The 20998-nt window shown below is 51.5% G+C and carries 23 protein-coding genes, 1 pseudogene and 1 riboswitch; of the genes and pseudogenes, 8 read left to right on the forward strand and 16 right to left on the reverse strand.

Annotated features, from left to right (window positions below):
- Positions 1 to 26 precede the first annotated feature (26 nt).
- Both FAY32_RS03945 and FAY32_RS03950 read left to right on the forward strand, forming a co-directional pair.
- A complete protein-coding gene (locus FAY32_RS03945) occupies positions 27 to 260 on the forward strand; it encodes a hypothetical protein (protein WP_143462163.1) in 234 nt (77 codons plus the stop codon).
- A complete protein-coding gene (locus tag FAY32_RS03950) occupies positions 253 to 960 on the forward strand; it encodes a hypothetical protein (RefSeq protein WP_143462164.1) in 708 nt (235 codons plus the stop codon). The genes FAY32_RS03945 and FAY32_RS03950 overlap by 8 nt, the downstream gene beginning before the upstream one ends.
- Positions 961 to 1036: 76 nt before the next feature.
- On the opposite strand, the gene FAY32_RS03955 is transcribed toward FAY32_RS03950, so the two are convergent.
- Genes FAY32_RS03955 through thiD form a run of 3 tightly spaced genes read right to left on the reverse strand, consistent with a single transcriptional unit; the run spans position 1037 to position 2903 of the window.
- Positions 1037 to 1594: a TIGR01440 family protein gene (locus FAY32_RS03955; protein ID WP_143462165.1), complete on the reverse strand. Its 558-nt coding sequence runs from the start codon at positions 1592 to 1594 to the stop codon at positions 1037 to 1039.
- Between the two features lie 11 nt (positions 1595 to 1605).
- Entirely contained in the window at positions 1606 to 2106 is a 501-nt protein-coding gene (locus FAY32_RS03960) for an ECF transporter S component (protein ID WP_143462166.1), read from the reverse strand.
- 5 nt (positions 2107 to 2111) lie between these two features.
- Positions 2112 to 2903 carry a bifunctional hydroxymethylpyrimidine kinase/phosphomethylpyrimidine kinase gene (thiD, locus tag FAY32_RS03965; RefSeq protein WP_143462167.1) on the reverse strand — a complete coding sequence of 264 codons (792 nt, stop codon included), beginning with the start codon at positions 2901 to 2903 and terminating at the stop codon, positions 2112 to 2114.
- 561 nt (positions 2904 to 3464) lie between these two features.
- On the opposite strand from thiD, the gene FAY32_RS03970 reads away from it, so the two are divergent.
- A complete protein-coding gene (locus tag FAY32_RS03970; RefSeq protein WP_143462168.1) occupies positions 3465 to 4859 on the forward strand; it encodes an aminotransferase-like domain-containing protein in 1395 nt (464 codons plus the stop codon).
- A gap of 153 nt (positions 4860 to 5012) precedes the next feature.
- Here FAY32_RS03970 and FAY32_RS03975 read toward each other — a convergent pair whose 3' ends face one another.
- From FAY32_RS03975 to scrK, 4 genes are all read right to left on the reverse strand, one after another.
- Entirely contained in the window at positions 5013 to 5405 is a 393-nt protein-coding gene (locus FAY32_RS03975; protein WP_143462169.1) for a VOC family protein, read from the reverse strand.
- 137 nt (positions 5406 to 5542) lie between these two features.
- Entirely contained in the window at positions 5543 to 6271 is a 729-nt protein-coding gene (locus tag FAY32_RS03980) for a fructose permease (protein WP_143462170.1), read from the reverse strand.
- 67 nt (positions 6272 to 6338) lie between these two features.
- Positions 6339 to 7340, reverse strand: a complete 1002-nt coding sequence (locus tag FAY32_RS03985) for a zinc-dependent alcohol dehydrogenase family protein (RefSeq protein WP_143462171.1) — start codon at positions 7338 to 7340, stop codon at positions 6339 to 6341.
- Between the two features lie 20 nt (positions 7341 to 7360).
- Positions 7361 to 8236, reverse strand: coding sequence for a fructokinase ScrK (gene scrK / locus FAY32_RS03990; protein ID WP_143462172.1), 876 nt, complete (start codon positions 8234 to 8236; stop codon positions 7361 to 7363).
- Positions 8237 to 8760: 524 nt separating this feature from the next.
- A riboswitch (guanidine-I (ykkC/yxkD leader) is annotated at positions 8761 to 8854 on the forward strand.
- A 69-nt stretch (positions 8855 to 8923) separates the two neighbouring features.
- On the opposite strand from scrK, the gene FAY32_RS03995 reads away from it, so the two are divergent.
- Positions 8924 to 9250 carry a DMT family transporter gene (locus FAY32_RS03995; RefSeq protein ID WP_143462173.1) on the forward strand — a complete coding sequence of 109 codons (327 nt, stop codon included), beginning with the start codon at positions 8924 to 8926 and terminating at the stop codon, positions 9248 to 9250.
- A gap of 2 nt (positions 9251 to 9252) precedes the next feature.
- Entirely contained in the window at positions 9253 to 9567 is a 315-nt protein-coding gene (locus FAY32_RS04000; RefSeq protein ID WP_143462174.1) for a DMT family transporter, read from the forward strand.
- Here FAY32_RS04000 and FAY32_RS04005 read toward each other — a convergent pair.
- Positions 9560 to 10003 carry a GNAT family N-acetyltransferase gene (locus FAY32_RS04005; protein ID WP_143462361.1) on the reverse strand — a complete coding sequence of 148 codons (444 nt, stop codon included), beginning with the start codon at positions 10001 to 10003 and terminating at the stop codon, positions 9560 to 9562. The genes FAY32_RS04000 and FAY32_RS04005 overlap by 8 nt on opposite strands.
- A 266-nt stretch (positions 10004 to 10269) precedes the next feature.
- On the opposite strand from FAY32_RS04005, the pseudogene FAY32_RS15050 reads away from it, so the two are divergent.
- Together FAY32_RS15050 and FAY32_RS15055 are read left to right on the forward strand one after the other, a co-directional pair.
- Positions 10270 to 10377 (forward strand): annotated as a pseudogene (locus FAY32_RS15050) (helix-turn-helix transcriptional regulator); the annotation flags it as partial.
- A gap of 48 nt (positions 10378 to 10425) precedes the next feature.
- Complete coding sequence (locus FAY32_RS15055; protein ID WP_404820118.1) at positions 10426 to 10734, forward strand: hypothetical protein; 309 nt, start codon at positions 10426 to 10428, stop codon at positions 10732 to 10734.
- A gap of 1 nt (position 10735) precedes the next feature.
- Here the strand turns inward: FAY32_RS15055 and FAY32_RS04015 are convergent, their stop codons facing one another.
- From FAY32_RS04015 to FAY32_RS04045, 8 genes are all read right to left on the reverse strand, one after another.
- Complete coding sequence (locus FAY32_RS04015; protein WP_143462176.1) at positions 10736 to 11284, reverse strand: GNAT family N-acetyltransferase; 549 nt, start codon at positions 11282 to 11284, stop codon at positions 10736 to 10738.
- A gap of 618 nt (positions 11285 to 11902) precedes the next feature.
- Positions 11903 to 12736, reverse strand: a complete 834-nt coding sequence (locus FAY32_RS04020) for a histidine phosphatase family protein (protein WP_225428280.1) — start codon at positions 12734 to 12736, stop codon at positions 11903 to 11905.
- Positions 12737 to 13034: 298 nt separating this feature from the next.
- Positions 13035 to 15248 (reverse strand): glycoside hydrolase family 65 protein, encoded by a 2214-nt coding sequence (locus tag FAY32_RS04025; RefSeq protein WP_143462177.1) that lies wholly within the window; start codon positions 15246 to 15248, stop codon positions 13035 to 13037.
- A gap of 353 nt (positions 15249 to 15601) precedes the next feature.
- Positions 15602 to 16654, reverse strand: coding sequence for an alpha/beta hydrolase fold domain-containing protein (locus FAY32_RS04030; RefSeq protein ID WP_143462178.1), 1053 nt, complete (start codon positions 16652 to 16654; stop codon positions 15602 to 15604).
- 21 nt (positions 16655 to 16675) lie between these two features.
- Entirely contained in the window at positions 16676 to 17533 is an 858-nt protein-coding gene (locus tag FAY32_RS04035; protein WP_143462179.1) for an alpha/beta hydrolase, read from the reverse strand.
- The gene (locus FAY32_RS04040; RefSeq protein ID WP_143462180.1) at positions 17520 to 18962 is read right to left on the reverse strand and encodes an MFS transporter; all 1443 of its coding nucleotides are present in this window, start codon (positions 18960 to 18962) and stop codon (positions 17520 to 17522) included. The genes FAY32_RS04035 and FAY32_RS04040 overlap by 14 nt, the downstream gene beginning before the upstream one ends.
- Positions 18963 to 19413: 451 nt before the next feature.
- Complete coding sequence (locus FAY32_RS14965; RefSeq protein WP_263862538.1) at positions 19414 to 19536, reverse strand: hypothetical protein; 123 nt, start codon at positions 19534 to 19536, stop codon at positions 19414 to 19416.
- Between the two features lie 5 nt (positions 19537 to 19541).
- Positions 19542 to 20090, reverse strand: coding sequence for a PadR family transcriptional regulator (locus FAY32_RS04045; protein ID WP_191988144.1), 549 nt, complete (start codon positions 20088 to 20090; stop codon positions 19542 to 19544).
- 182 nt (positions 20091 to 20272) lie between these two features.
- On the opposite strand from FAY32_RS04045, the gene FAY32_RS04050 reads away from it, so the two are divergent.
- On the forward strand, positions 20273 to 20809 hold the full coding sequence (locus tag FAY32_RS04050; protein WP_143462182.1) for a phenolic acid decarboxylase: 537 nt from the start codon (positions 20273 to 20275) through the stop codon (positions 20807 to 20809).
- The last annotated feature ends 189 nt before the right edge of the window (positions 20810 to 20998 follow it).

Genomic DNA, 20998 nt, shown 5'->3' on the forward strand with positions numbered 1-20998 from the left:
CTTTTGAACGACTAGGAGGGCTTTCAATGGATCACAGTCAACTTTCTCACAAGCCACAACACCGCGCACACGCAACTCTGATGGTGACACCCCCACAGGGGACTATCCTGACGATGCCGGCCCTGACGCCCATTAGTCAGGTAGAAACCACCCTGGCCCGTCGCACGGAACCCCCTTGTGGTAGCTCCGGTCAGGCTGATTTGGCCCAAGTCCTGTGCGACATTCGCCAGTGTCTCTTACTGGAGGCCGCCTATGACTGAGACCATTGCGGCACTATTTGCAGAACAAACTGCGGCCAACTTTCTCACCACAACGCCCACTAATGGCGGCTTCATTGGCGCCGATATCGAACGCTTGCTTGCCGAGCGCGCCACCGTGATCTACCGCGATGTGGCCGATACCAGTTACTATGGCGCCTTGATTCAATTAAAACAGCAAAACTTTGCGATTCTTAATACGGCACCCCCTCTGCGACAACGTTATTACCACGCGGCGCATACCCTGTGGGATCTCGTTGCCACGAGTTACCAACAGAACGTGACCGCCAGCGATGCCTTCACTGCGGCCATCATGCTTCCCGCACGCCAGACAACGGTGACCTGGCAACGACTTCAGCGCAAAGCTGACTCGCCGGCATTCGCCCTGTTGCAATTAGCCGATCAAACTGCCATGCCTTACCACGTGGTCGCCCACCGCCTAGCCGACTTACAGCTGCTCGCGATTGACGACCTATTGTCCCGCACAGAAGCAGAGTGGTTGGCATGGCGAACCGCTCACCATCCTTTTCCCAGCGCACTCGACCGGCCGCTCCACATGGTTCATTTCGACCGGCTAACGACCGACGTCATGCGCTATCTGGACCACGACCAGTTGACGACTAGCGATGCGGCCCAACTGTTGCGTAACGCCAACCCAGACTTGGCGCAACGCTATTCGACGCATCGCTCACGCTCTAACTAAATTCGACATAGGTCTCACAAAAACCGCTAGAAATCCCAATTCGATTTCTAGCGGTTTTTTCAATATTTTTTAACAATTACTTAGCCAATTCATAGACTGCTCGTGGCCCACCGACATACTTCGGCCGGGACCGCAATGCCGTCACGTGGGCCCCACCCAATTCGCTGATGCTCGGTCGCACGGGAACTTGAACAAATTTGATGTGCATCCCGATCGCCGTATCACCAATGTCTAAACCAGCCTGGGCCACCACATGTTCCACTTCAACGGGATCCGTGAATTGCTGGAAAGCTGCCATGGAGCAAGCCCCGCCGGCATGCAGTGCTGGGACGACCGACACAATTTCAAAATCGTGTTGCCGCGCAACGGCCCGTTCAACGACCAGACTGCGGTTAATATGCTCACAGCCCTGCACGGCCAGTTGGATGCCTAAGGGGTCCAACTTAGCCCGCAACGTTTCGATGATGCGGGTGCCCACATCCATGCTAGAAGCCTTGCCAATGTGGCCACCCACGACCTCACTCGTCGTGCATCCCAAAACGAACAGGTCACCGGGCTGTAACTTCGCCGCCTCCAGGACATCTTCAAGAATCACGTTTAACTCTGCTGTCATTTTTTCCAAATCAATTGTCATGTGAACACTCCTCAAACCAGGTCAGGCTTGAATTTCACGAGGCTCTCGACAATGGAAAGCGTCACGACCATCCCAAACCCAACCTGAACTAAATTACCAACGATCGATGCTAGCCCCGCCGGCCAGCCAAATAAAAGCGCGGTAGCAAAATAATAACCAATCACCATGATAGCGCTTCCAACTGCAAGTGGTAGCAGCATCGTTTTAAACGACTTGGTATGTTCCGGCGTCAAATACCCGACCGCCAGTCCTTGCAAGCCGTGAATCACCAGTGAAAACAGGCACCACTCCGGATACCCCGATAGAATATCGATCAAAAAGCCGCTTCCGGCGCCAACCATGCCGCCCACCGGTCCACCAAATAAAATGGCACTGGTATAAATACCAACCTCACAGAGCGTGACCATCCCCTTGGTCGCCGGCACGGGAATCACGAACATAATCGACAAGCCGACCGTCATCGCAATCAAAACGGCCGCCAACATGGTTTGTTTCAACTTCTCATTTCGCATTTTCTCTACTCCTGTCGACGACACGCACCCTGCCAGACACTCCCCAGGTGCTCACTGATGGCAACGCCGTGGTCGATTCCCGCGCGGACAAACTGCTTCGCTTGGTCGACCGCTTGCGGCAATGCCTCCCCAGTCGCTAACAGAGCCGTAATGGCCGCGGAAAAGGTGCACCCGGCGCCATCCGTCGTCTTCTTTTGAATTTTAGGCGTCTCAAACCAATATGACTCGTCACCAAATTGTAAATAGTCCACGGCGACCGTTCCAGCCAACCGAGTCCCCCCTTTAACCACCACATTCGGGCACCCCAACGCTTGAATACGCGCCGCCGCTGTCCGCATTTGCGCCCGCGTGGTAATGGGTCCTAATCCACTGAGTTGTGCCGCCTCATCCAGATTGGGGGTAGTGACATATGCCAGCGGCAATAAGCGTTGACGCAATGCTGCTATGTAGTCCGTAGCCAAATCCGTGGCCCCTTCTTTGAACACCAGAACGGGGTCCACCACCAGCCGCACGGGCTGTCGCCGGAGGTGGTCAACCACGCGGTCTAAAGTTGCCACGTCCCCCAACAAGCCCGTTTTAGCGAAATGAACCGGTAGCTGTGACAGAATCGATGTCAGCTGCTGGTCCACCACCGCAGGGGCCAACTGCGTTAATACCACCTGCTCGGGTAGGATGCTGGCCACACTGGTGAGCGCGCTGACGCCAAACACATCGAGTTCCTCAAACGTTTTTAAATCGGCCTGAATGCCACCCCCGGCAAGACTATCCGCCCCCGCAATGGTCAAAACATTTTCCATTTACTCGCCTCCCCTCACTCTTAAGTATCGCGCACTTGGCGCCGACAACAACCGCCAATTGGCTTGTTTTTAATCCAGCCAATTATTATACTGAAAAGGACTTCAGCCACCCAGTCACAAGTGAACGCTGAAATTCAAATTTCGACCCAATAGGACACACTTCAGCTGCCAAAAATTTCGCCTACCACGGGGAAGTTGCCGGCTGGAAGAACACCAGTCGGCTCACTCGACTTGAAGCTACGAAAATCCCGTGCTAATCATAATGTTGTGGTTAGCACGAGCATGAACCGTGTTTTGACCACTTCAACCTTAAGTTAATCGTCAAAATAGCCGTGAGTGAGCCAAATTTGGACCCAGCCGTGGGATTTTTCAAGGCTCCTCCTTGAAAAATGGCGTCTTTGAGACAGTGCTCTTCTGGCTCAAAGCGAGGTCAAAGACCGCTTCTCAGGCTTTGACCGTCCTCCCCACCGCGTTCCGGTCCAAATTTGGCGAACGGTAAGGCGGCAATTGCGCCACCATTGAAACACCTGTGATACATCCAATAAGAAAGAAGGCCCTCCTATGCCCAATTGGTACGCGGATCTCCCAGATATTAAACCCAAATACTTAGCCATCAGCCAACTGATCACCAGTCTGATTCAAGAAGACCGGCTGTTGCCCAGCCAACGACTCCCCGCCGAACGCGAACTCGCTAAACTACTTAAAGTTGACCGTTCCACCGTGAGCCGCGCTTTTCAAGAGCTCACGGCCAACGGTCTGCTCGTCAAAAAGGGCGGCAGTGGCACCTTTGTCGCTCCCGTTCCCACCATTAACACACTTCCCGATAAGATCAATTGGGGCCAATACTTACGAAACACCACGACCAGTCACTCCCTCATTCAGCGTAAGCTCACTCAGGCTCGGGCCCTCAACCCCCATCTGATTGACGGCGCCGCCAACGAACTGCCAATGAACCTGATTCCACAACTCGGAGACCTCCAATTGAACTGGCAAGACTTTCTCCTCGCCCAGCGGCAAGAACAGGATGCCGGCTATCTGCCACTGATTCAGACGCTGGAGCGCCACCACACACAGCGCCATCAATTCCGAACCGACCGGCAAACACTGCTCATCACTGGCGGCGCGCAACAGGCCCTGCTCCTGATTCTGAGCAGCCTGCTTAAAATTGGGGACGCCGTGGCCTTCACCAAGCCCTCCTACTTTGCGACCAGCGCGGTCTTCAAAACGCTCGGTATCCGGCCGTTTACCATTCCTCTAACCCCGACTGGCCTAAACCTCGCCGTTTTAGAGAAATTGATTCGTCAGCACCGCATCAAACTACTCTTGCTCAACCCGACCTTTCAAAATCCAACCGGACTGCTACTTTCGCTTGAACAGCGTCAGCGTCTGATCAAGCTCTGCCAGAAATATCAGGTCGCCATCGTGGAAGACGACGTGTTCGGCTGGCTCAGTACCCGCCAAGACGCCCTTCCGACACTAAAGGCGCTCGCTCCCCAGAACGTTATTTACATCAGTTCCCTGTCCAAATTATTGGGATCGAGCACCCGCCTCGGCTGGATCGTTGCGCCGGACGCCATCGGTCAACGGCTGCTGCAGGTTCAAAAACGCCTCGACATCGTCCCCAGCATGCTCGCCCAAGTCATGGCCAACCTGGCACTCACGACGGCCACGTTTGACCCCGGCATCGCGCAACTGACGGCCGAGCTCGCCCAGCGCCGACAAGCTACGGTCGCCATTTTTCGTGAGCTGCGTCCCGACTGGCAATTCATCACGCCACAAGGCGGTTTCTACCTCTGGGTCACCCAAAATAATCCGGCCATTTTCGACCACCTCCTAGAACGCCAGATTCTGGTCAAACCCGGCACGCTCTATGGTGCCCCCAAAACAGCCTTCCGTTTCAACTTCGCCGGCATCGACCTGGATCAACAACGACAACTGCGGGAACTACTGCAATAACATGCGTTCAAATCAGTTGGCATCGTCGATTGCGTCACCCCCCACGTTCCGATCCAAACTTGGTGACCAACAAAAAAACAGCTTGCCGGTGAGTGGCAAACTGCTTTTTGCTGATTATCTAGGTTCATTGGGACTGTAGCCCCAAGTCGCACCCTACTTTAAGATTTGGCAGAACTCAATGGTTTCGTGGTTCGGCCCGAGGATGTTGAAGAAGCGAATACCCTTTTCCCAGAAGGTTGGAATGGATTGAACCTCGTCATTGACCAGGTCTAAGCCCTGTTCTTTGGCGGCGGCAAAGGCAGCATCGACGTCGGTGGTGTTCAACGAAATATGGTTGATGGCACCGGCCGTGGGATTGGTTGGATCGCCCTCCCAGGTTTCAATCGTCAAGTTGCCGAGCCGCATGAAGGCACAACGGTTCTTGCCGTTAGGGAACAGACCGGCCCGTTCAAAGCCTAAAGATTCATAAAAGGCCATCGTCTTGTCTAAATCTGCCGTGGGAATCCCCACGTGTTGAATTCCAGTAATAAAATCATGAACTGACATGTTTAACTGACTCCTTTTCTTAAACGCAATCGGTATCGTCATTCATCTGTGACTGGTAAAGTTTTCGAAATAAGCGCTTTCAAACCGTTGGCCCAAGACTTGCTTACTTGACAACTTAGACCCCATTAGCGAAAATACTATTTTCCAACGTCGACGGCTTGATGCTTCAGGTTCGGGAAAACCACCTTGTCGGCAATCCCAGTAATCCCGCCTTGGGCCAGGAAGGCAAACACCGTTCCCAACCCAAAGTTCGTGAATTGATGGGTAATTACCAACGCTATGATGGCCATGATGGTCGGCGGAATGTAAGACGCCCACATCGCCTTAGCAGCTTGCCCCTTAAAGTAACGGAAGCGCAAGATCTGCATCAAGTCATCAGCCGGATGCAGCACCAGGTTGACCCGTTGATAGATGGAGATCGCCACGGCGATAAACGTTACCCCCAAGAAGTTCAGCGCCACGTAGAAGATAACCATTCCCGTGCTCCGCGCTTCCGGCAGGCCCGCAAAGATTGCCGGGTACTTGCCATCAAAGAAATTTTCAAACACTTGAATCAAAGCGGAGAACGGCACCATGAAGACCATGTTACCGGCGATTCGCTTCCAATCCCAGTGGTGAATCAAGATGGCATTTAGGACCGCCGTTAAGAAGCCCATAATCAGAAATATCCAGAATAAGTTCCAGTGAAACGCGGTCCCTAAGTTGGCTTCGGCGGCGGACCAGTACGCTGCCCCTAAGAATGAGGGGTGAATCTTGGCACTCGTCACCAGCGTTAACACGTTACCAGCCGAATTGATGACCAGCGATAGGACGAAAAACGCGATTGCTTTTGACATTGAAAGGGTTCGTCCATTCGTCGCTTCCATCGGTGCTGCTCCTTCATTGAAATTGCTTGCTGCTTCAGCTCTCACATTTATCCCTTACCTTTTTTGTTTAGTCGCTAACCTTAACGACTGCCTTGCTGACGCCCTTAACCTTACCGTTTAAGACGTCTTCAACTTGTTCCAACGGTACTTCATGGCTGATCAGAGATTCAACGTCCAATTCGCCACTAGCTAATAAGGCAATGGCATCCTTGAAGGCGTATGGGTTGATGAAGGCCCCTTGAATCTTCAATTGCTTTTGGTAAACTTCGTAAGTGTTCATTGAGAAGGTTTGGTTAGGCTTCCCCACACCAAACATCAAGACTTGGGCACCCTTCTTAGTGGCTTCAACGGCTTGTTCTTGCGTTTGTGGTAACCCAACGGCTTCAATCACAACGTCGTAATCGGCAGGAATACTGTCACGAGTGGTGTTGTAGGTGTTGGTAACGCCAAACTTTTCCTTGTTGAAGGCTAACTTTTCATCGATGATACCGGCAAAGTCGACTTGGTGAACGCCGTAAGCTTGGAGTAATTGAACGAACAATTGACCCATGAAGCCATCGCCGATAACCAAGGCCTTTTGATAAGGCTTAACGTCCAACAAGCTCATGCCGTGAACCGCGCAAGATACAGGTTCCGTGGTGGCAGCGGCCTTTAAGGACAAGCTGTCAGGAATTGGGTAGACAACGGATGAAGGTGCCGTGAAGGACTTTTCCAATCCACCATCGCGGGTTACCCCAACGGCAGATAAGTTGTCACACAGTTCCGGACGGTCAGTTCTGCAGTAGTCACATTGGCCACAGTAGATGTTCGGGTCAACGGTGACTCGGTCGCCAACTTTAACGTTAGTCACGTTCTTACCAATAGCGGCAACGATCCCAGAGTTTTCATGCCCCAAGACGATTGGTGGCACAGCGTTAGCGGAACCAGGAAGACCAGCGTACAAGGCGCGGTCAGTCCCACAGATACCCGCATAAGCAGTATTGACTAAGACTTCATCCGGCTTAACTTCTGGTTCTGGAAAATCTTTAATCTCCATCTTTTTGGTTCCAGTTAAAACTAAGGCTTTCATAAAATAAGCACTCCTTTTTATTATTTGTTGTATTCATTTAAGGCTAAGGCGAAATCCCCTAGCGTAGCTGAGCCGTTATGCTCAACCGATGGCATCACGATGTAGTCGGTCAGCTTGCCAACGTCCACGTAATGGTTCAACAGCTTGTCGAACTCGGCACGAACCTTGACTAAGAAGGCCTCACTGACGACCCCCCCACCGAAGATGATCTTATCGGGCCGTAACATCAGCGTTTCTTGCAAGGCGGCTTGCGCCACGTAGTACGCCATGATGTCCCAGACGTGATTGGTCAACGGCACGTCCTTACCAGGTTTCCCCAGTCGCGCTTCAAACGTTGGCCCGCTGACCAGACCTTCCAAGCAGTCACCGTGAAATGGGCAAATACCAGGGAAGTCAAGGTCGTCGGGATGGCGCTTCAACCGAACGTGACCAACTTCAGGATGGCCCAGACTGCCGACGAAGTGACCGTTGATGACCGCCCCGGCACCAACACCAGTCCCAATGGTGAAGTAGACCAATGAGTCAACCTTTTCGTTGAACAGCGTTGACATGACGTACTCGCCGTAAGCCGATCCGTTGACATCGGACGTCCAGTACATCGGCAGGTCTAAATCCTGCTTCAACCGACCAATAAAATCGGTGTTCGCCCACCCCTTCTTTGGGGTATCGGTAATGTAGCCGTACTTCGGTGAATTGTGCCGCAGTTCAATCGGTCCAAAGGATGAGACCGCGATGGCCTTGATCTCCGGAAATTTTTTAAAGTAAGCGATTGATTTGCTTAATGTTTCTTCCGGGGTGGTCGTGGGAATCACAACCTTGTCCAGCGTGCGGTAATCTTCGTTACCCACCGCACAAACGAACTTTGTGCCCCCGGCTTCTATACTGCCAAGTTGCATACTTGTTACCTCCATGTTTCGCCGGGGATCAGACCCGCGGCACAGTTTTTAAATGATGCTCTTGCTGACCGGTACAGTCATTCTTAAATCGCTTACAGTATATCAAGCTCAGGCAACCCAATTAAAGGGATTTTCAGTCATTACATTTTCAGAAAAGCCACTTTAAACACGAATTGTCGGAAATGTAATCGATTGTATTTTTCGTGATATAAGCCACTTTGAGGGGCTGATTGGTCATTTTAGAAAACGCTTACATTTTCTTTCAATTTGGTTCAGTTTAAATTTGATGACATCTATATCTGAATCGAGCAATAAATTTACGATTTTCCTCGAAAAGGTATCATCATTGGCTATAATTTTGATATTCCTAAATAAGCCAATATATTCAAAGACTATCTGAAAGACTGACTTTAAGTTCATTCTTAAACAAACATCTGCCATTATTTGATGCACGTTCTTCATATCGCTCACCTTGACCAACCCACAACACCTGTGCTAAGCTAGCGCTATCGAAATAACCGAATACTTTTGTTCTCTAGGGTTCCGCCGCAAGGGTCTGGTCCGAGAGGGAACCTGTGGTGGTAGCCACAGACACGGAAGGGAAAAAGCCTGGGAGATTTTGTCGTTAGCGACAGAATTTCTCAGGCTCTTTTTTGAACATTTCGGTTACTGAAGGAGGAACTTTTGATGTGGAAACATTGGCTCACCGTTGTTCTCGGCGCCGTCTTTGAAGTCAGCTGGGTCGTTGGGTTCAAGCACGCCAGTACCCTACTTGAGTGGGGCGCGACCGCCGTTGCCGTTTACCTCAGCTTTTACTTTTTGATTCGGGCTAGTCGCCACATTCCGGCCGGGACCGCCTACGCCGTTTTCGTTGGCTTGGGTACCCTGGGCACAACCACGCTGGGCATGTTCGCGTTTGGTGAACCCATTAGTTGGGCTAAGATTGCCCTGATCATACTCCTCTTAATTGGTATTGGCGGCCTGCAAACGGTCACCCAGAAAGGAGCTGACTAACCATGGCTTGGATCTACTTAGTCTTAGCCGGCCTCAGTGAAATGCTGGGCGTCACGTTCATGAACTGGGCCCTCCATCAACGCAAATGGTGGTTGTGGGGCTTGATGATTCTAGCATTTACCCTCAGTTTTGGTGGCCTCGAATTGGCCTTACAGACCTTACCAATGGGCACGGCCTACGCCATCTGGACCGGTATCGGCGCGGCTGGTGGTGTGCTCACTGGTATGTTGTTCTTCGGCGAATCCAAAGATTGGCGAAAGCTAGTCTGGGTCGTCGTTATCTTGACCGCTGTGATGGGCTTGAAATTAATCAGTTAAGCGGCCGCACCAGATTATACCAGGTTTCACCGGCGTGGGTTGAGGCTGAAACGCCCTCATTGACATAGCCATGCCGCTCGTAAAACGGCACCAATTTTTGCAGACAGGTCAGCGTAATCGCTTCTCGATGCTGGTCAAAGGCGACCACAGCCAAGGCCTCTAGCAACTGACCGGCCACCCCTTCATGCCGATGTAGCGGGCTAACCGCCAGACTCAAGACGGTCTGGTAAGCCTCCCCGGTTGCATTCGGTGTCGTCTTTTCAAAGAGGGCATCCGTTAAATAACGTTGATCAAACGCTGGCCCAACGATGTAGCCAACGACTGATTTGCCTTGTTTAGCCACCAAAAAGGTATCGGGAATCGCCTGAATACGTTCGGCCATGCTGGCTTCGGTTGCCGCTTCGGCAGGCGAGAAGCCAGCATTTTCAATGGTCATAATTTGTGATAAATCTTGTGGTTGTGCGGGTTGAATAAGTGTCACGGGTAAGTTACCTCCTGAAAAATAATCTCAGAATTAGTATACTCTGAAAGTGGTCAACTGACTGAAAAAGTTAAGGTCGTATTCTAAAAATCGATATGGGCCAAGTAGCCGTTGCCTTGCGGTTGCACCCTAGTCATGGCGGGCTTAGACGCGTATACTTTTTTTTAATGATTACCCGTTAGGAGGGCCCCACCATCACCGCATTAGCACACAATCTCAAGATTGCACGCCTCGCTTGTCATCTCTCCCAGACTGAGGTCGCCGAGCAACTCAACATTACCCGCCAGTCCATTTCCAAATGGGAAAATGGCCACAGTGACCCCGACCTCGATACCCTGGTCAAACTCAGCCACATCTACAGCATCACCCTAGACACGTTGCTCACCCAACCGGCTACCGCCACGCCACACGACCAGCCAGAAAAAAAGATCAACCGGCATCCCCGTCGAACCACCGACGAGGGACTCCTGTTGATCATCTTGGCCATTATTTCCGGCCTGATTCCACCCGTTGGCATTATTTTGCCAGGGCTCATCATGTGGCGTAATCAGCGGTCAAATAGCCTCTACCACACCATTTTTGTCATCTGTATCATCGTCATTTGCGTAAGTCTACTCGGCACCTACGTCATCATCAGTGATAACTGGCTCCACCCGTCGAGCACGACCGTTTACACGGTCCATTGACCTACGCTTGCAGCGTCAACCACTGTTCCCGGGTCAGCAAATAGAGAGCCAGTTGGACCTCACCCACTGAAATGGGCTGCTTAAAGGTAAAACCTAACTTTTCAGCGACGCGTTGCCCCCGCTCATTATCGGGACTAATCCCCGCAGCTAACTTGGGTAACTGCAAGTCTTGAAACGCATACTGAGTGACTGCCTGCGCGGCCTCGGTCGCAATCCCATGGCCCCAGTAATCTCGGCGGAGTCGCCAGCCAATTTTGACTAACGCCCCATTTTCCTCAGTCGGTGTCAGTAGCACCCAGCCGAGAAAACGCGCCGGATCAGCCTGAGAATAAATCGACCAGTAGCCAAGCCCCTGACCGTATTGCCGTTCGATCTGCCGCTTCACATTGGTCACGTGACGGGGAGAACCATCCCAGGCCTCGTGGATGAATTCAGTAGCCGCCTGGTCTTGGTCCATCTCTACATTGGCGACTAAATCGGCTAACGTCCGCTCGCGTAAAATCAGCCGCGCCGTGGTTAAGTTAGGTAATGTCACTATTTCTTCTGTCATGGGTCGTGCTCCTCTCCTACTGATCGTCTCACTGCGTTGTGGGACCGGTGAAAATCTACAGTTCGTTTGTCTATGTGATTAGTATAGCCTTTTTTTCGTTGTTTCGTTAAGAAGCTGAACTTACGAAGTTGGGGGCGTGGTGGACAGGTTGGGGGACGTATGCCGCAGGACCGAGTTCACCTTTAACCGACTATTGTCTTAGCCCGTTAAGCTTGGTTTTTATCTGTTTATGTTGTGATCCTGGCGGCTTCCGAAACGTGCGCCGCAGGGCAACTCCCTCCGCTTAACGTCAATAAGCACCGGACCGAGTTCGCCTTTAACCATCTATTGTGTTAGACCATTAAACTTGGTTCTTAACTGCTTATATTGTGGTCCTGGCGGCTTCCGAAACGTGCTCCACGAGGCAGGTTCCTGCGCTTAACCCCGTCTCAGCAATGACCCAGAATCGGGGTCATCACTGAGACGACGTTAATGCTCAGAACCTAAGCGCCTCGTTCCGCACTCTACAACAAAAGCCCCCACCAGTTGCATGATCACTGGTGAGAGCTCTATTTTAAACATCACGTGCGGGCAAGCCATCTTCATCTTTCCCTAGCAACAGTGACGGTTAAGACCTAATTATTTAGCAAGCTTAGCGCCCTTGTCCACGTAGTACATGGAACCGATCAGGCCCTTAACTTGGAGTTTGCCGTTCTTGTAAGTTAAACGAGTAACAGCAGCGTTCTTCAATGGGGCACCCGTGTACTTAGCACCCTTCAACGTTGACAGGTATTCGTTGATGGACATACCAGAGCTAACGACTAATGCGTTACCGCCGCCTTGCTTCTTGGTTGCTTTGGCAATGGTCAGCAGTTCCTTAGCCATCCGCTTTTCAACTTGTTGTGAGCTTTCAGCACGGTCACCGGCAACCAACTTCGTCTTTTGACTGTTTTGTTGGTCCAAGGTGTAGTAAGCATCTTGCAACTTCGTCCAGTAATCCTTACCTTGAGCAGCCATCATTTCGTCACCGCTCTTGTAGCCGTAAACGCCGGCAATCAAGGCATTGTCAGTCGCGATACTGTCCCCTTCAAAGCTACCGTAGCCGCCTTCACGCAAGTATTTTGACGTGTTGACCTTAACCTTTGCGTTACCTGAGTACTTGAGGGCTTGCTTAGCCGTTACTTGTTGCCGGGTTAAGTTCCCTGCGTAAGCAACTTTGAAAGTCTTGCCCTTCAAGCCACGGCCCAGGTTGTTGGCAACGGCAACCCCGTTACTGGTCAATGGGAAGTCGCTCCAGCCTTGAACACGACCCATGACGTTCCCCGTCGTTTCACCATGCCGAGTTAAGTAAATCGTAACTGGCTTAGCAGCTGCTTTCTTCTTAGCGGCTTGGGCGGATGTTGGTGCACCCACCATTGCGACTGCCCCTGCAGTGACTGCTAAAATGCCAAGTACCTTACTGAACTTCATCATAAATCTCCTCCGATTATGTATGTAGTTGTGGACGATCAGTTCTGGTCAACCGTTTTACTTGTGACAACAGTCCGCCAGAACGTAACCGCTTACATATAACAATTTATCACAGACCCTCACTTTTCTCAAGGTGATTTTTAAATTAACCGTTTAAATCAACCACCAACTGGTCAATCAACCGCACTATCAGCCCCTTTAGCCCATAAAAAAAGTTGACCATGACTGCTCACTTGATCAACTTTTTTTGTCTAGATTTTCAATGTCTCACCCAACGTCAATTTCACAGGTGGTCGGCCCATTAATCCTTACTGGTACTCTTGACCAACGAGATGCGTTCCCCGTTGACACTGACACCGTACGTTGGAATTGGCCCACTGATGACCGTCACGGAGGTCTGATCCGCGCTCATATCGATCTCCAACACGCTGGCTGCAATCTTCATGCGATACGTCAACCGTGAGATTTCCTTTGGCAGGTGATTGGTGAAGTGGACGACCTCATCTTGCACGTAGAAGCCAGAGAAACCAGCGACTAACGCTAGCCAACTGCCACCTAGATTGGCCAGGTGGAGCCCATCTGCCGTGTTCTTTTGCAGATTGACCAAGTCCATCCGGGCCGTGTCCATGAAGTACTTGTAGGCCTTTTCCGTATCACCCATGCGGGCCGCCAAGATACTAAAGATCGACCGGGATAGTGAAGAGTCATGGGTGGTGACCCCTTCGTAGTAGTCGTATTCCCGCTTCAACTGGTCAACCGACAGGTCCTCTGGGAACAAGTAATCGGCCAACAGCGTGTCAGCCTGCTTCGCCACCTGGTAACGGTAAATGGTCAATGGGTGGTAATGCAGTAGCAGTGGGAAATTGTCCGGCGTTGATTTGTCTGCGGGCCAGCGTGGCTTACTCAAGAAACTGTCATCCTGCTCGTTGATCTTGAGATCCGCACTGTATGGCAGATAAACGTGATCGGCCAACTTCTGAAAGGTCTCAAGGTCGGCTTCGCCAATGCCAAAGTCCGCTAACTTGTTCGGGTACCGCTGCTTAATTTCATTTGCCAGATAACCGACCAGCTCGAAGTTGTGCTTCGCCAACCGGTTCGTGTAGTAGTTATTATTGACCAACGCCGTGTACTCGTCCGGCCCGGTAACGGTGTGAAATTCGAATCGCGAAGACGCGCCGATTTGGTGCCAGGAGCCGAAGTTTTCCCAGAAACGCGCCGTTTCCAAGACCATCTCAAACCCACACTGCAACACGAAGTCGAGATCACGCGTGATTTCGTAGTATTTGCCGACCGCATAGGCAATGTCGGCATCGATGTGGTACTGTGCGGTCCCCGCTGGGAAGTACGCGGACGCCTCCTCGCCGTTGATGGTCCGCCAAGCAAACAGGGCGCCCTTCGTGACTCCCATGTCGCGGGCACGTTGTCGGGCCTTAGGTAGCGTTTGGTACCGGTAGTACAGCAACTGCCGCGCCATCTGCTGGTTCGTGTAGGTGAAGTATGGCAGCATGTACATCTCCGTATCCCAGAAGTAATGGCCTTCGTAGCCAGATCCACTGAGCCCCTTAGCCGCAATGTTGGTTCGTCCGTCACGACCAGCTGCTTGATTCAACTGGAAAATATTGTAGTGAATGGCCAAGTTCAACTCTTCATTGCCCCCGACCATGACCTCACTACGCTGCCAAACGCCCTGCCAAAAGTCACGGCTATCGGCCATCAAAGCGGCAAGTGAACTGATCATGAACTGCGCTGCTGGGTCGATCGTATTTTGTTCACCGGTCTCCCCCACGTAGGCTTCGTATTCCAATGTGTGCGCCTGTCGATCGCCCAGGTCAAGCGGTTGTTGCAACAGCTTAGACTGCGGGGTCACACTACCCAAGAATAACGTGACGGCCTGCTTAGTGGTCCGGGTCTTGACGTGATACCGCTGTAAGCCGGGGTTGATAAATTCCGTTTCACAGATTGGCAATCCCGCCATCCGGGTCTTCCGGGGATCGGCGGATGGAATTGCTTCGGCCTCAGCGGGCACCGCAATCGCCTTACTGATCAGCAACCCGCCAGCATAATTTTCCGCTGTAAAACTGTAACTGATGCCCCAGAAGTTCGTTTGATTCTGCCCGATAACGGACTTGACGGCCATCTGGACGGTCTCCCCCTGATGCGTCTTCAACTGATACTGCTCATCAAGAGTCCCTGTCGTTAGATCCAAGTCGACTGCCAAGCGCTTACTTTCGCTAAACCGGTGTCCCGTGGTCGTGGCCACGTTAAGGTGCCGCAAGTCTGGCAAGTTTAAAATCGTTTGGTGTTTTTGTGCGTAGCCGATACCGCCTTCCCCATAGGTGATGGGGGCGGTTTCATAAAACCCGTTGATCAGCGTTCCCGTAATCGGATTGCCGCCAATCGGATCGTTGGCCCGCACGCCAAAGTGACCATTAGCCAGTGAAAATACGGTCTCCAAATACTCCGGTTGTTGGTCAGAGACATCCTGCAACGTTAAATGATAATCCCGTAAAATCAATATAATCTCCCCCGTTTTTTCTAACCATCTGGACTGCCACCCTTCAGCTGATTGCCAGGATGACAGTACCAACATTCTAGTCAACTCGCCTCTGACTAGCGAGTCGTTTCATAAATCACGCATACTTAAGTCTGCCAACTAAACAAACCATTTTCAGCTAATCTAGTGACTACCCTCAATACTAATCCCATTTACGGTTAATGCACGCATCTAGTAGTCAAGACTACCGGGAAGTTCTCCGACATTAAGTCAATCGTCCACCATTACCAGACGTTCCCTTAATTTCTCAGATAACTTCCCGGTCGTTTAAATCGGATTCATTTCTTCTATTCTGCGCGTTGACCACCCACGGCTTACAGTAAGCGGGCTGCTGTCGCAAGTGCATCCTCGACAGCGGGAACGTTACCGGTAAAGTTCAAGAAAGCATGGCTGATGCCACCGTAACAGAAATAATTGGCATCGTCGTTGGCCTGACCAACCTGCTTGATGAAGGCTTCATCCTGTAAGCGGAACGGATCGTATTCCCCGACCAACAACGTGGTATTTCTGAAGCACTTCGGGTTCGCCAGCAACGGTGACAGGAGTGGTGCCGTCACGTCGACGGGTTGGTCCGCCACGTAGTAACCACTCATGATCGTATCGAGTTGCTCGAACAGCTGGTAACTTCGATGCAGTGCCGCCCGCTGTTCCGGCACAATTTCAATGCTGCCATCATCCCACAGGGGACCATTTAAATCGGACCCCTGAATCAAAGTTGGGTAGAACAGCAGATGACTGTCGATTGCGCAGATTCCCATGGACCGGCACAGTTGGCTGACCGCCAGCGCAATGGATCCGCCCGCAGAATCGCCACCAACGGAGATGTGCCGGTAATCCTTGACCATGGCCGCCACAACCGCTAACCCATCGAGAATTCCTGCCGGGTAAGGTTGTTCGGGAGCCAACGCGTAGTCCACGTTATAGACCACGCAGTTCGCTTGTTCGGCGACGAATTTCAAGGCCAGTAAAACGTCTTCTGGTGTGCCCCCGTAGTAAGCCCCGCCGTGGAAATAGATCAAGGCTTTGTCGGCGGTCAAATGATCCATCCGCGCAATTCGGATGACCCGCACCCGGCGATTCATTGCCACGATCTGTTGCATCTCGATCTTCATCTCAACGTGGGTGAGGTCCTTTTGTCCGGACGTTTCGGTCCCTTGCCGGAGACTAAAGAGATCCGTTGGCAGTTGTGGATTTTCTTCGATCTCCGCAACCGTTTCCCAAACGAGTGGTTCGAACGTGTGGGCTGGTTCCCGATCCTTGATCCAACTGGTCACACCGTTTTCAACGCTGGTGACGCGCAGGTGTTGCAACCGTTTCAACTCGTCCGCATACCCCAATGATTGCTTCGTTGTCGTATCATTCAACATTTTGATTACCCCTCTCAAGTTTTATTGCTGGCGCCAAAAGTTGTCTAGGTGCCACAACTTGTCCAACCACTGTAACTGTTGGTCGAACCAGCCTGCGACGTCCGGTCGAATGAATTGCTCCCCAAAGGCCGGATCAGTCGCATCAAATTTAATTGGAAAAGCCGTCACGGCACGAGCAAGACTCAACCCGTGACGACCATGTGGATAAATTAATTTCGTAACGGGAACGCCAGCAGCTACGAGGGCTGCCGCGTACTGCTCAGCATTCACGACCGGAACCAGTTCATCATCCGCCGTTGCCCACAGAAAGGTCGGTGGATTCTGCGGCGTGACCAACAAGTCGGCCTCGTGGTCCGCCCAACCGGCCGTAATTGCGGCCAGTGCTGCTCGGTCGGCTGGCCACCCTAGTCGTAAGCCAATCACCGGGTAGGCCAGAGTCAGTGCCGCCACCTTTAAACGCTTCGCCGGTAGTTGCAGGGTCGCGGCCAATTGTGGCCACAGATCCGCGTACAATGCCGCCAAATGTCCGCCAGCGGAAAACCCGACCAGTAAGATGTGGTCAGCGGCGATGCCGTAGAACGATGCGCGCCGGTGAAAGTCAGCAACGACGTGCCCTAATTGATACAGTGCCGTTGGCAACACGGGCGGCTGATCGCGCAACCGATAAGCCACGACCGCTACCGCAAACCCCTGTGCCAAATACTGCATCGCCACGATCTCATTTTCCCGGTCGGAGCGAAATTCATAGCCCCCGCCCGGCAGGAGAATCACCAACGGTCGCCGCACCGACGAATGAAAGTCAGCGATGGCGGCCGGTTGATAGAACGTGACGGGGACCGGATCAGCCGGCGACCCCAACGTCAGGTTAAGCGTCCTCATGTTTCAAATGACCATCGTCATCATGGTGATTCTCAACCACGATGCCCTCTTTAGCATCTTGTAAAGCTTTCGCTGAAGCCAATTCGTCTTCATCCAGCTTGTACATCTGAAGAATCACAACGATCACAATAGCAATGATGATCGGCAGCCAAATGAAGTTAGAACTGATGGCGCCTAATGCCTTGGCAGATTGCACTTTAGCGGTTGCTTCGAAGCCCCCAAAGGTCAAGATCCAACCGGACAACGCGCCCCCGATACCCATGCCTAACTTAGCGCCGACCATTGGGACAGAAGATAAGAACCCGGGTTCGTCAATGTGTAATTCGGAACGGGCGTATTCGATGGTGTCGGCAATCATCACAAAGGCAATGGAGAAGGCAGCTCCCATGGCGATCAAAGCGATAATGTTACCCGCGAAGAGCAGTGGCACGGAGTTGATCCGCATCCCCAGTGGCATCAAGACTTCCCCAACGGCGAACAGCACCATCGCTAAGGCCAAGACGTTCTTGTGTTTCATGAACTTACTCAAGAATGGTACGGAAATGTTCCCCAGGACAGCGACGATCACAATCCCGTTGAAGGCCCCGACCAATCCTGGACGCCGGTAAACGTAGGTCAAGTAGTAGACCGCCGTTCCCATCCGCATAACCCAGAAAGTTTGTAACAGGATGAAACTGATACTCAGGAGCACCCATGGCTTGTTCTTAAAGGCCCCTTTTAAGGATTCCTTGACGGATAGATGTTCCTTAATCTCTGACTTCTGCTTCCCTTCAGTCTCAGCCGCCGCATCCGCTTCGGGTGCCGCGCTTTCACGTAAGTTCAGGAAGGCACCGATAAACAGCACGATAATCAAAATACCAATGATAGCACCCCAGATCGACCAACCTTGACGTGCGTTACCATTCCCTAATTTGGCAACCATCGGCAAGGAAATCCACCCAATAATGGCCGTCCCAATGTTGGTCATGACCATCCGGGCACTGGCTAAGTTCGTCCGTTCGTCGGGATCACTAGTCAGGCTTGGCAAAATGGCGGTAATTGGCGTGTTCGCCCCAGAATAAACCAGGCTAAACAGGGTGTAGATGACGGATACCCAAGCCATCTGAATCCCCTTATTGCCACCGAATGTTGGGTTGAAGAACAGTAACATGGTCAAAATCCCTAAAGGAATCCCGAACCACAAGAAGTATGGCCGTGACTTCCCATACTTGGAATGGGTGTGATCGATCAGGTAGCCGTAGAATAAGGCATCAAACGCATCAATGAACCGAACGACCAAGAATAATGTCCCGACAAAGGCTGGTGACAGCCCCAAAACTGTCGAGTAGTAGAACAACAGATACAGACCAACAATTTGCCAGATTAAATTTCCGGCCATATCAGTGGAGCCATAGAACATTCGCTGTTTCCATAGTTTCCAGTTACTCATGATAAAAACCTCCCCCAAAATTTTGAATAGCTTATCTTGTAACCGCTTACATGTATAGCATACCGGACCAACTGCCTTTGGATAATCCCCCTTTTTTACCAGCAGTTTACCTTTTCTAACATCTTTCCCATCTAGCGCGATTTGTTACCAAAAATTGACAAACTAACCTTCGCTATCGACACTATCATAACCGATAACTTTGGGGATAACTGGTGTCGACCCTTAATTTGTAATTCCAACTAACTCATTAAACTCGTCTAAAGTGGTTGCACTCCAGCTGCCAAAGATTCCGTTGGCTGTGGGAATGCTTCAGACTGGCAGAACACCAGCCTTCTCGCTTGCTTTGAAGCTTTCAGCCCTTAATTGTATACCAAAAAAAGGCGCAAACTGACTATCGTTTACACCTTTAAAATATAAGTCGATTATTCTAACACTACCGATCCAAACGCACTTAATTTTGATGCCGCTGATGGTGCCAAACTAAAGTGCCCAGCACACCCACTGCTAACAACGCAAGCGCAAGTGGATGGGGAGTTACCGTGACTTCAACGTGTGGCGTGTCGATTAATTTCATAATCCTCACGAATCCTTTCGGGGTGTCAAATACCGTTCCAGCCACTGAACGTAGTGTTGTTCCCGCTCGATGGCGTGGTCCAAAATCAAGTAGTGGCCGTACGCCTGGTCGATTGCTGCTTGGTTGGTAAAGACCGTCTCTTGGCGATGTTGGAGGTGACGGAGCTGGCGTTGATGGAGCAGAATCTGTTCCTGCAACATCGGCTGTAACCGCGGATCATCAACCGTCTTAATGAAGTACAACTTTAAAATGAATTCATCCTTCAGCGCCGTCAATTCCGGTGACGGTTCGCCGATCCACGCGACCAATTTTTCGTGCCCGGCCGGGGTCAACTGGTACTGCTTTTTGGCAAGCTTCTCACCAGTCACCGTCACCTCATGGGTGATGTCGCCGGTCTCCTCCAACCGCTTCAACAGCGGGTAGATCTGGCTGTGCTGTGCCTGCCAGAACTCCCCGATCTCGTTGTCAAACGCCTTGGTTAGGTCGTAACCGGTCTGTGGCCGCTGATCCAGCAAGCCTAAAATAATGTACTGCAGTCGATTTCGCTGACCGATGGTAACCGCCTCCTTCTCAAATCCCGTTGTCTTCATTGAACCAGTTCCCATCACAAACATCAAGAAAATTCTTGACAGTTAGTCAGTGAGCGGCTAAACTAATCGAGTAAATAAAAACATGTAATTAATTACATGTTCGAGCCGATAGAATCGTTCATTTTAATTTAAAAGGAGATTTTCTAATGACTAAAACATTCAAGACCCTCGATGACTTTTTGGGCACCCACTTCATCTACACCTACGACAACGGCTGGGAATACGAATGGTACGCTAAGAACGACCACACCGTTGATTACCGGATTCACGGTGGGATGGTCGCTGGCCGCTGGGTCACTGATCAGCCCGCCAACATCGTCATGTTGGTGCCCGGCATCTACAAGGTGGCTTGGACCGAACCAACTGGAACCGACGTTGCCCTGGACTTCGTGCCAAATGAGGGCAAGCTAAACGGGACGATTTTCTTCCCCAAGTGGGTCCAAGACCATCCCGAAATCACGGTCACTTATCAAAATGAACACATTGATGTGATGGAGGCCGCCCGGGAAAAATATGACACGTATCCCAAGCTGGTCGTCCCTGAATTCGCCAAGATTACCTACATGGGTGATGCCGGTCAAAATAACGAAGACGTTATCAGTGAGGCTCCTTACGCCAGCCTACCCGACGACATCCGCGCCGGCAAGTACTTCGATGCTAACTACAAGCGGCTCAACAAGTAGGCTTTGACTGTAGGACTAGCGTAAACTGGTTGCACTGCGGCTGCAATTGTGCGCGGCCTCAGCCAGGTTACGTCTTAGAAATGCTTGAACTCAGTTAGCAATCCGGTTGGCTGGTGGACAACAGATATAACAGCTTCAACTAAAATAACGCCACGAGTCCGGGACAAAACTCCCGGACTCTTTTTGCGC

This window comes from Levilactobacillus enshiensis (assembly GCF_007115095.1).
Lineage (GTDB): Bacteria > Bacillota > Bacilli > Lactobacillales > Lactobacillaceae > Levilactobacillus > Levilactobacillus enshiensis.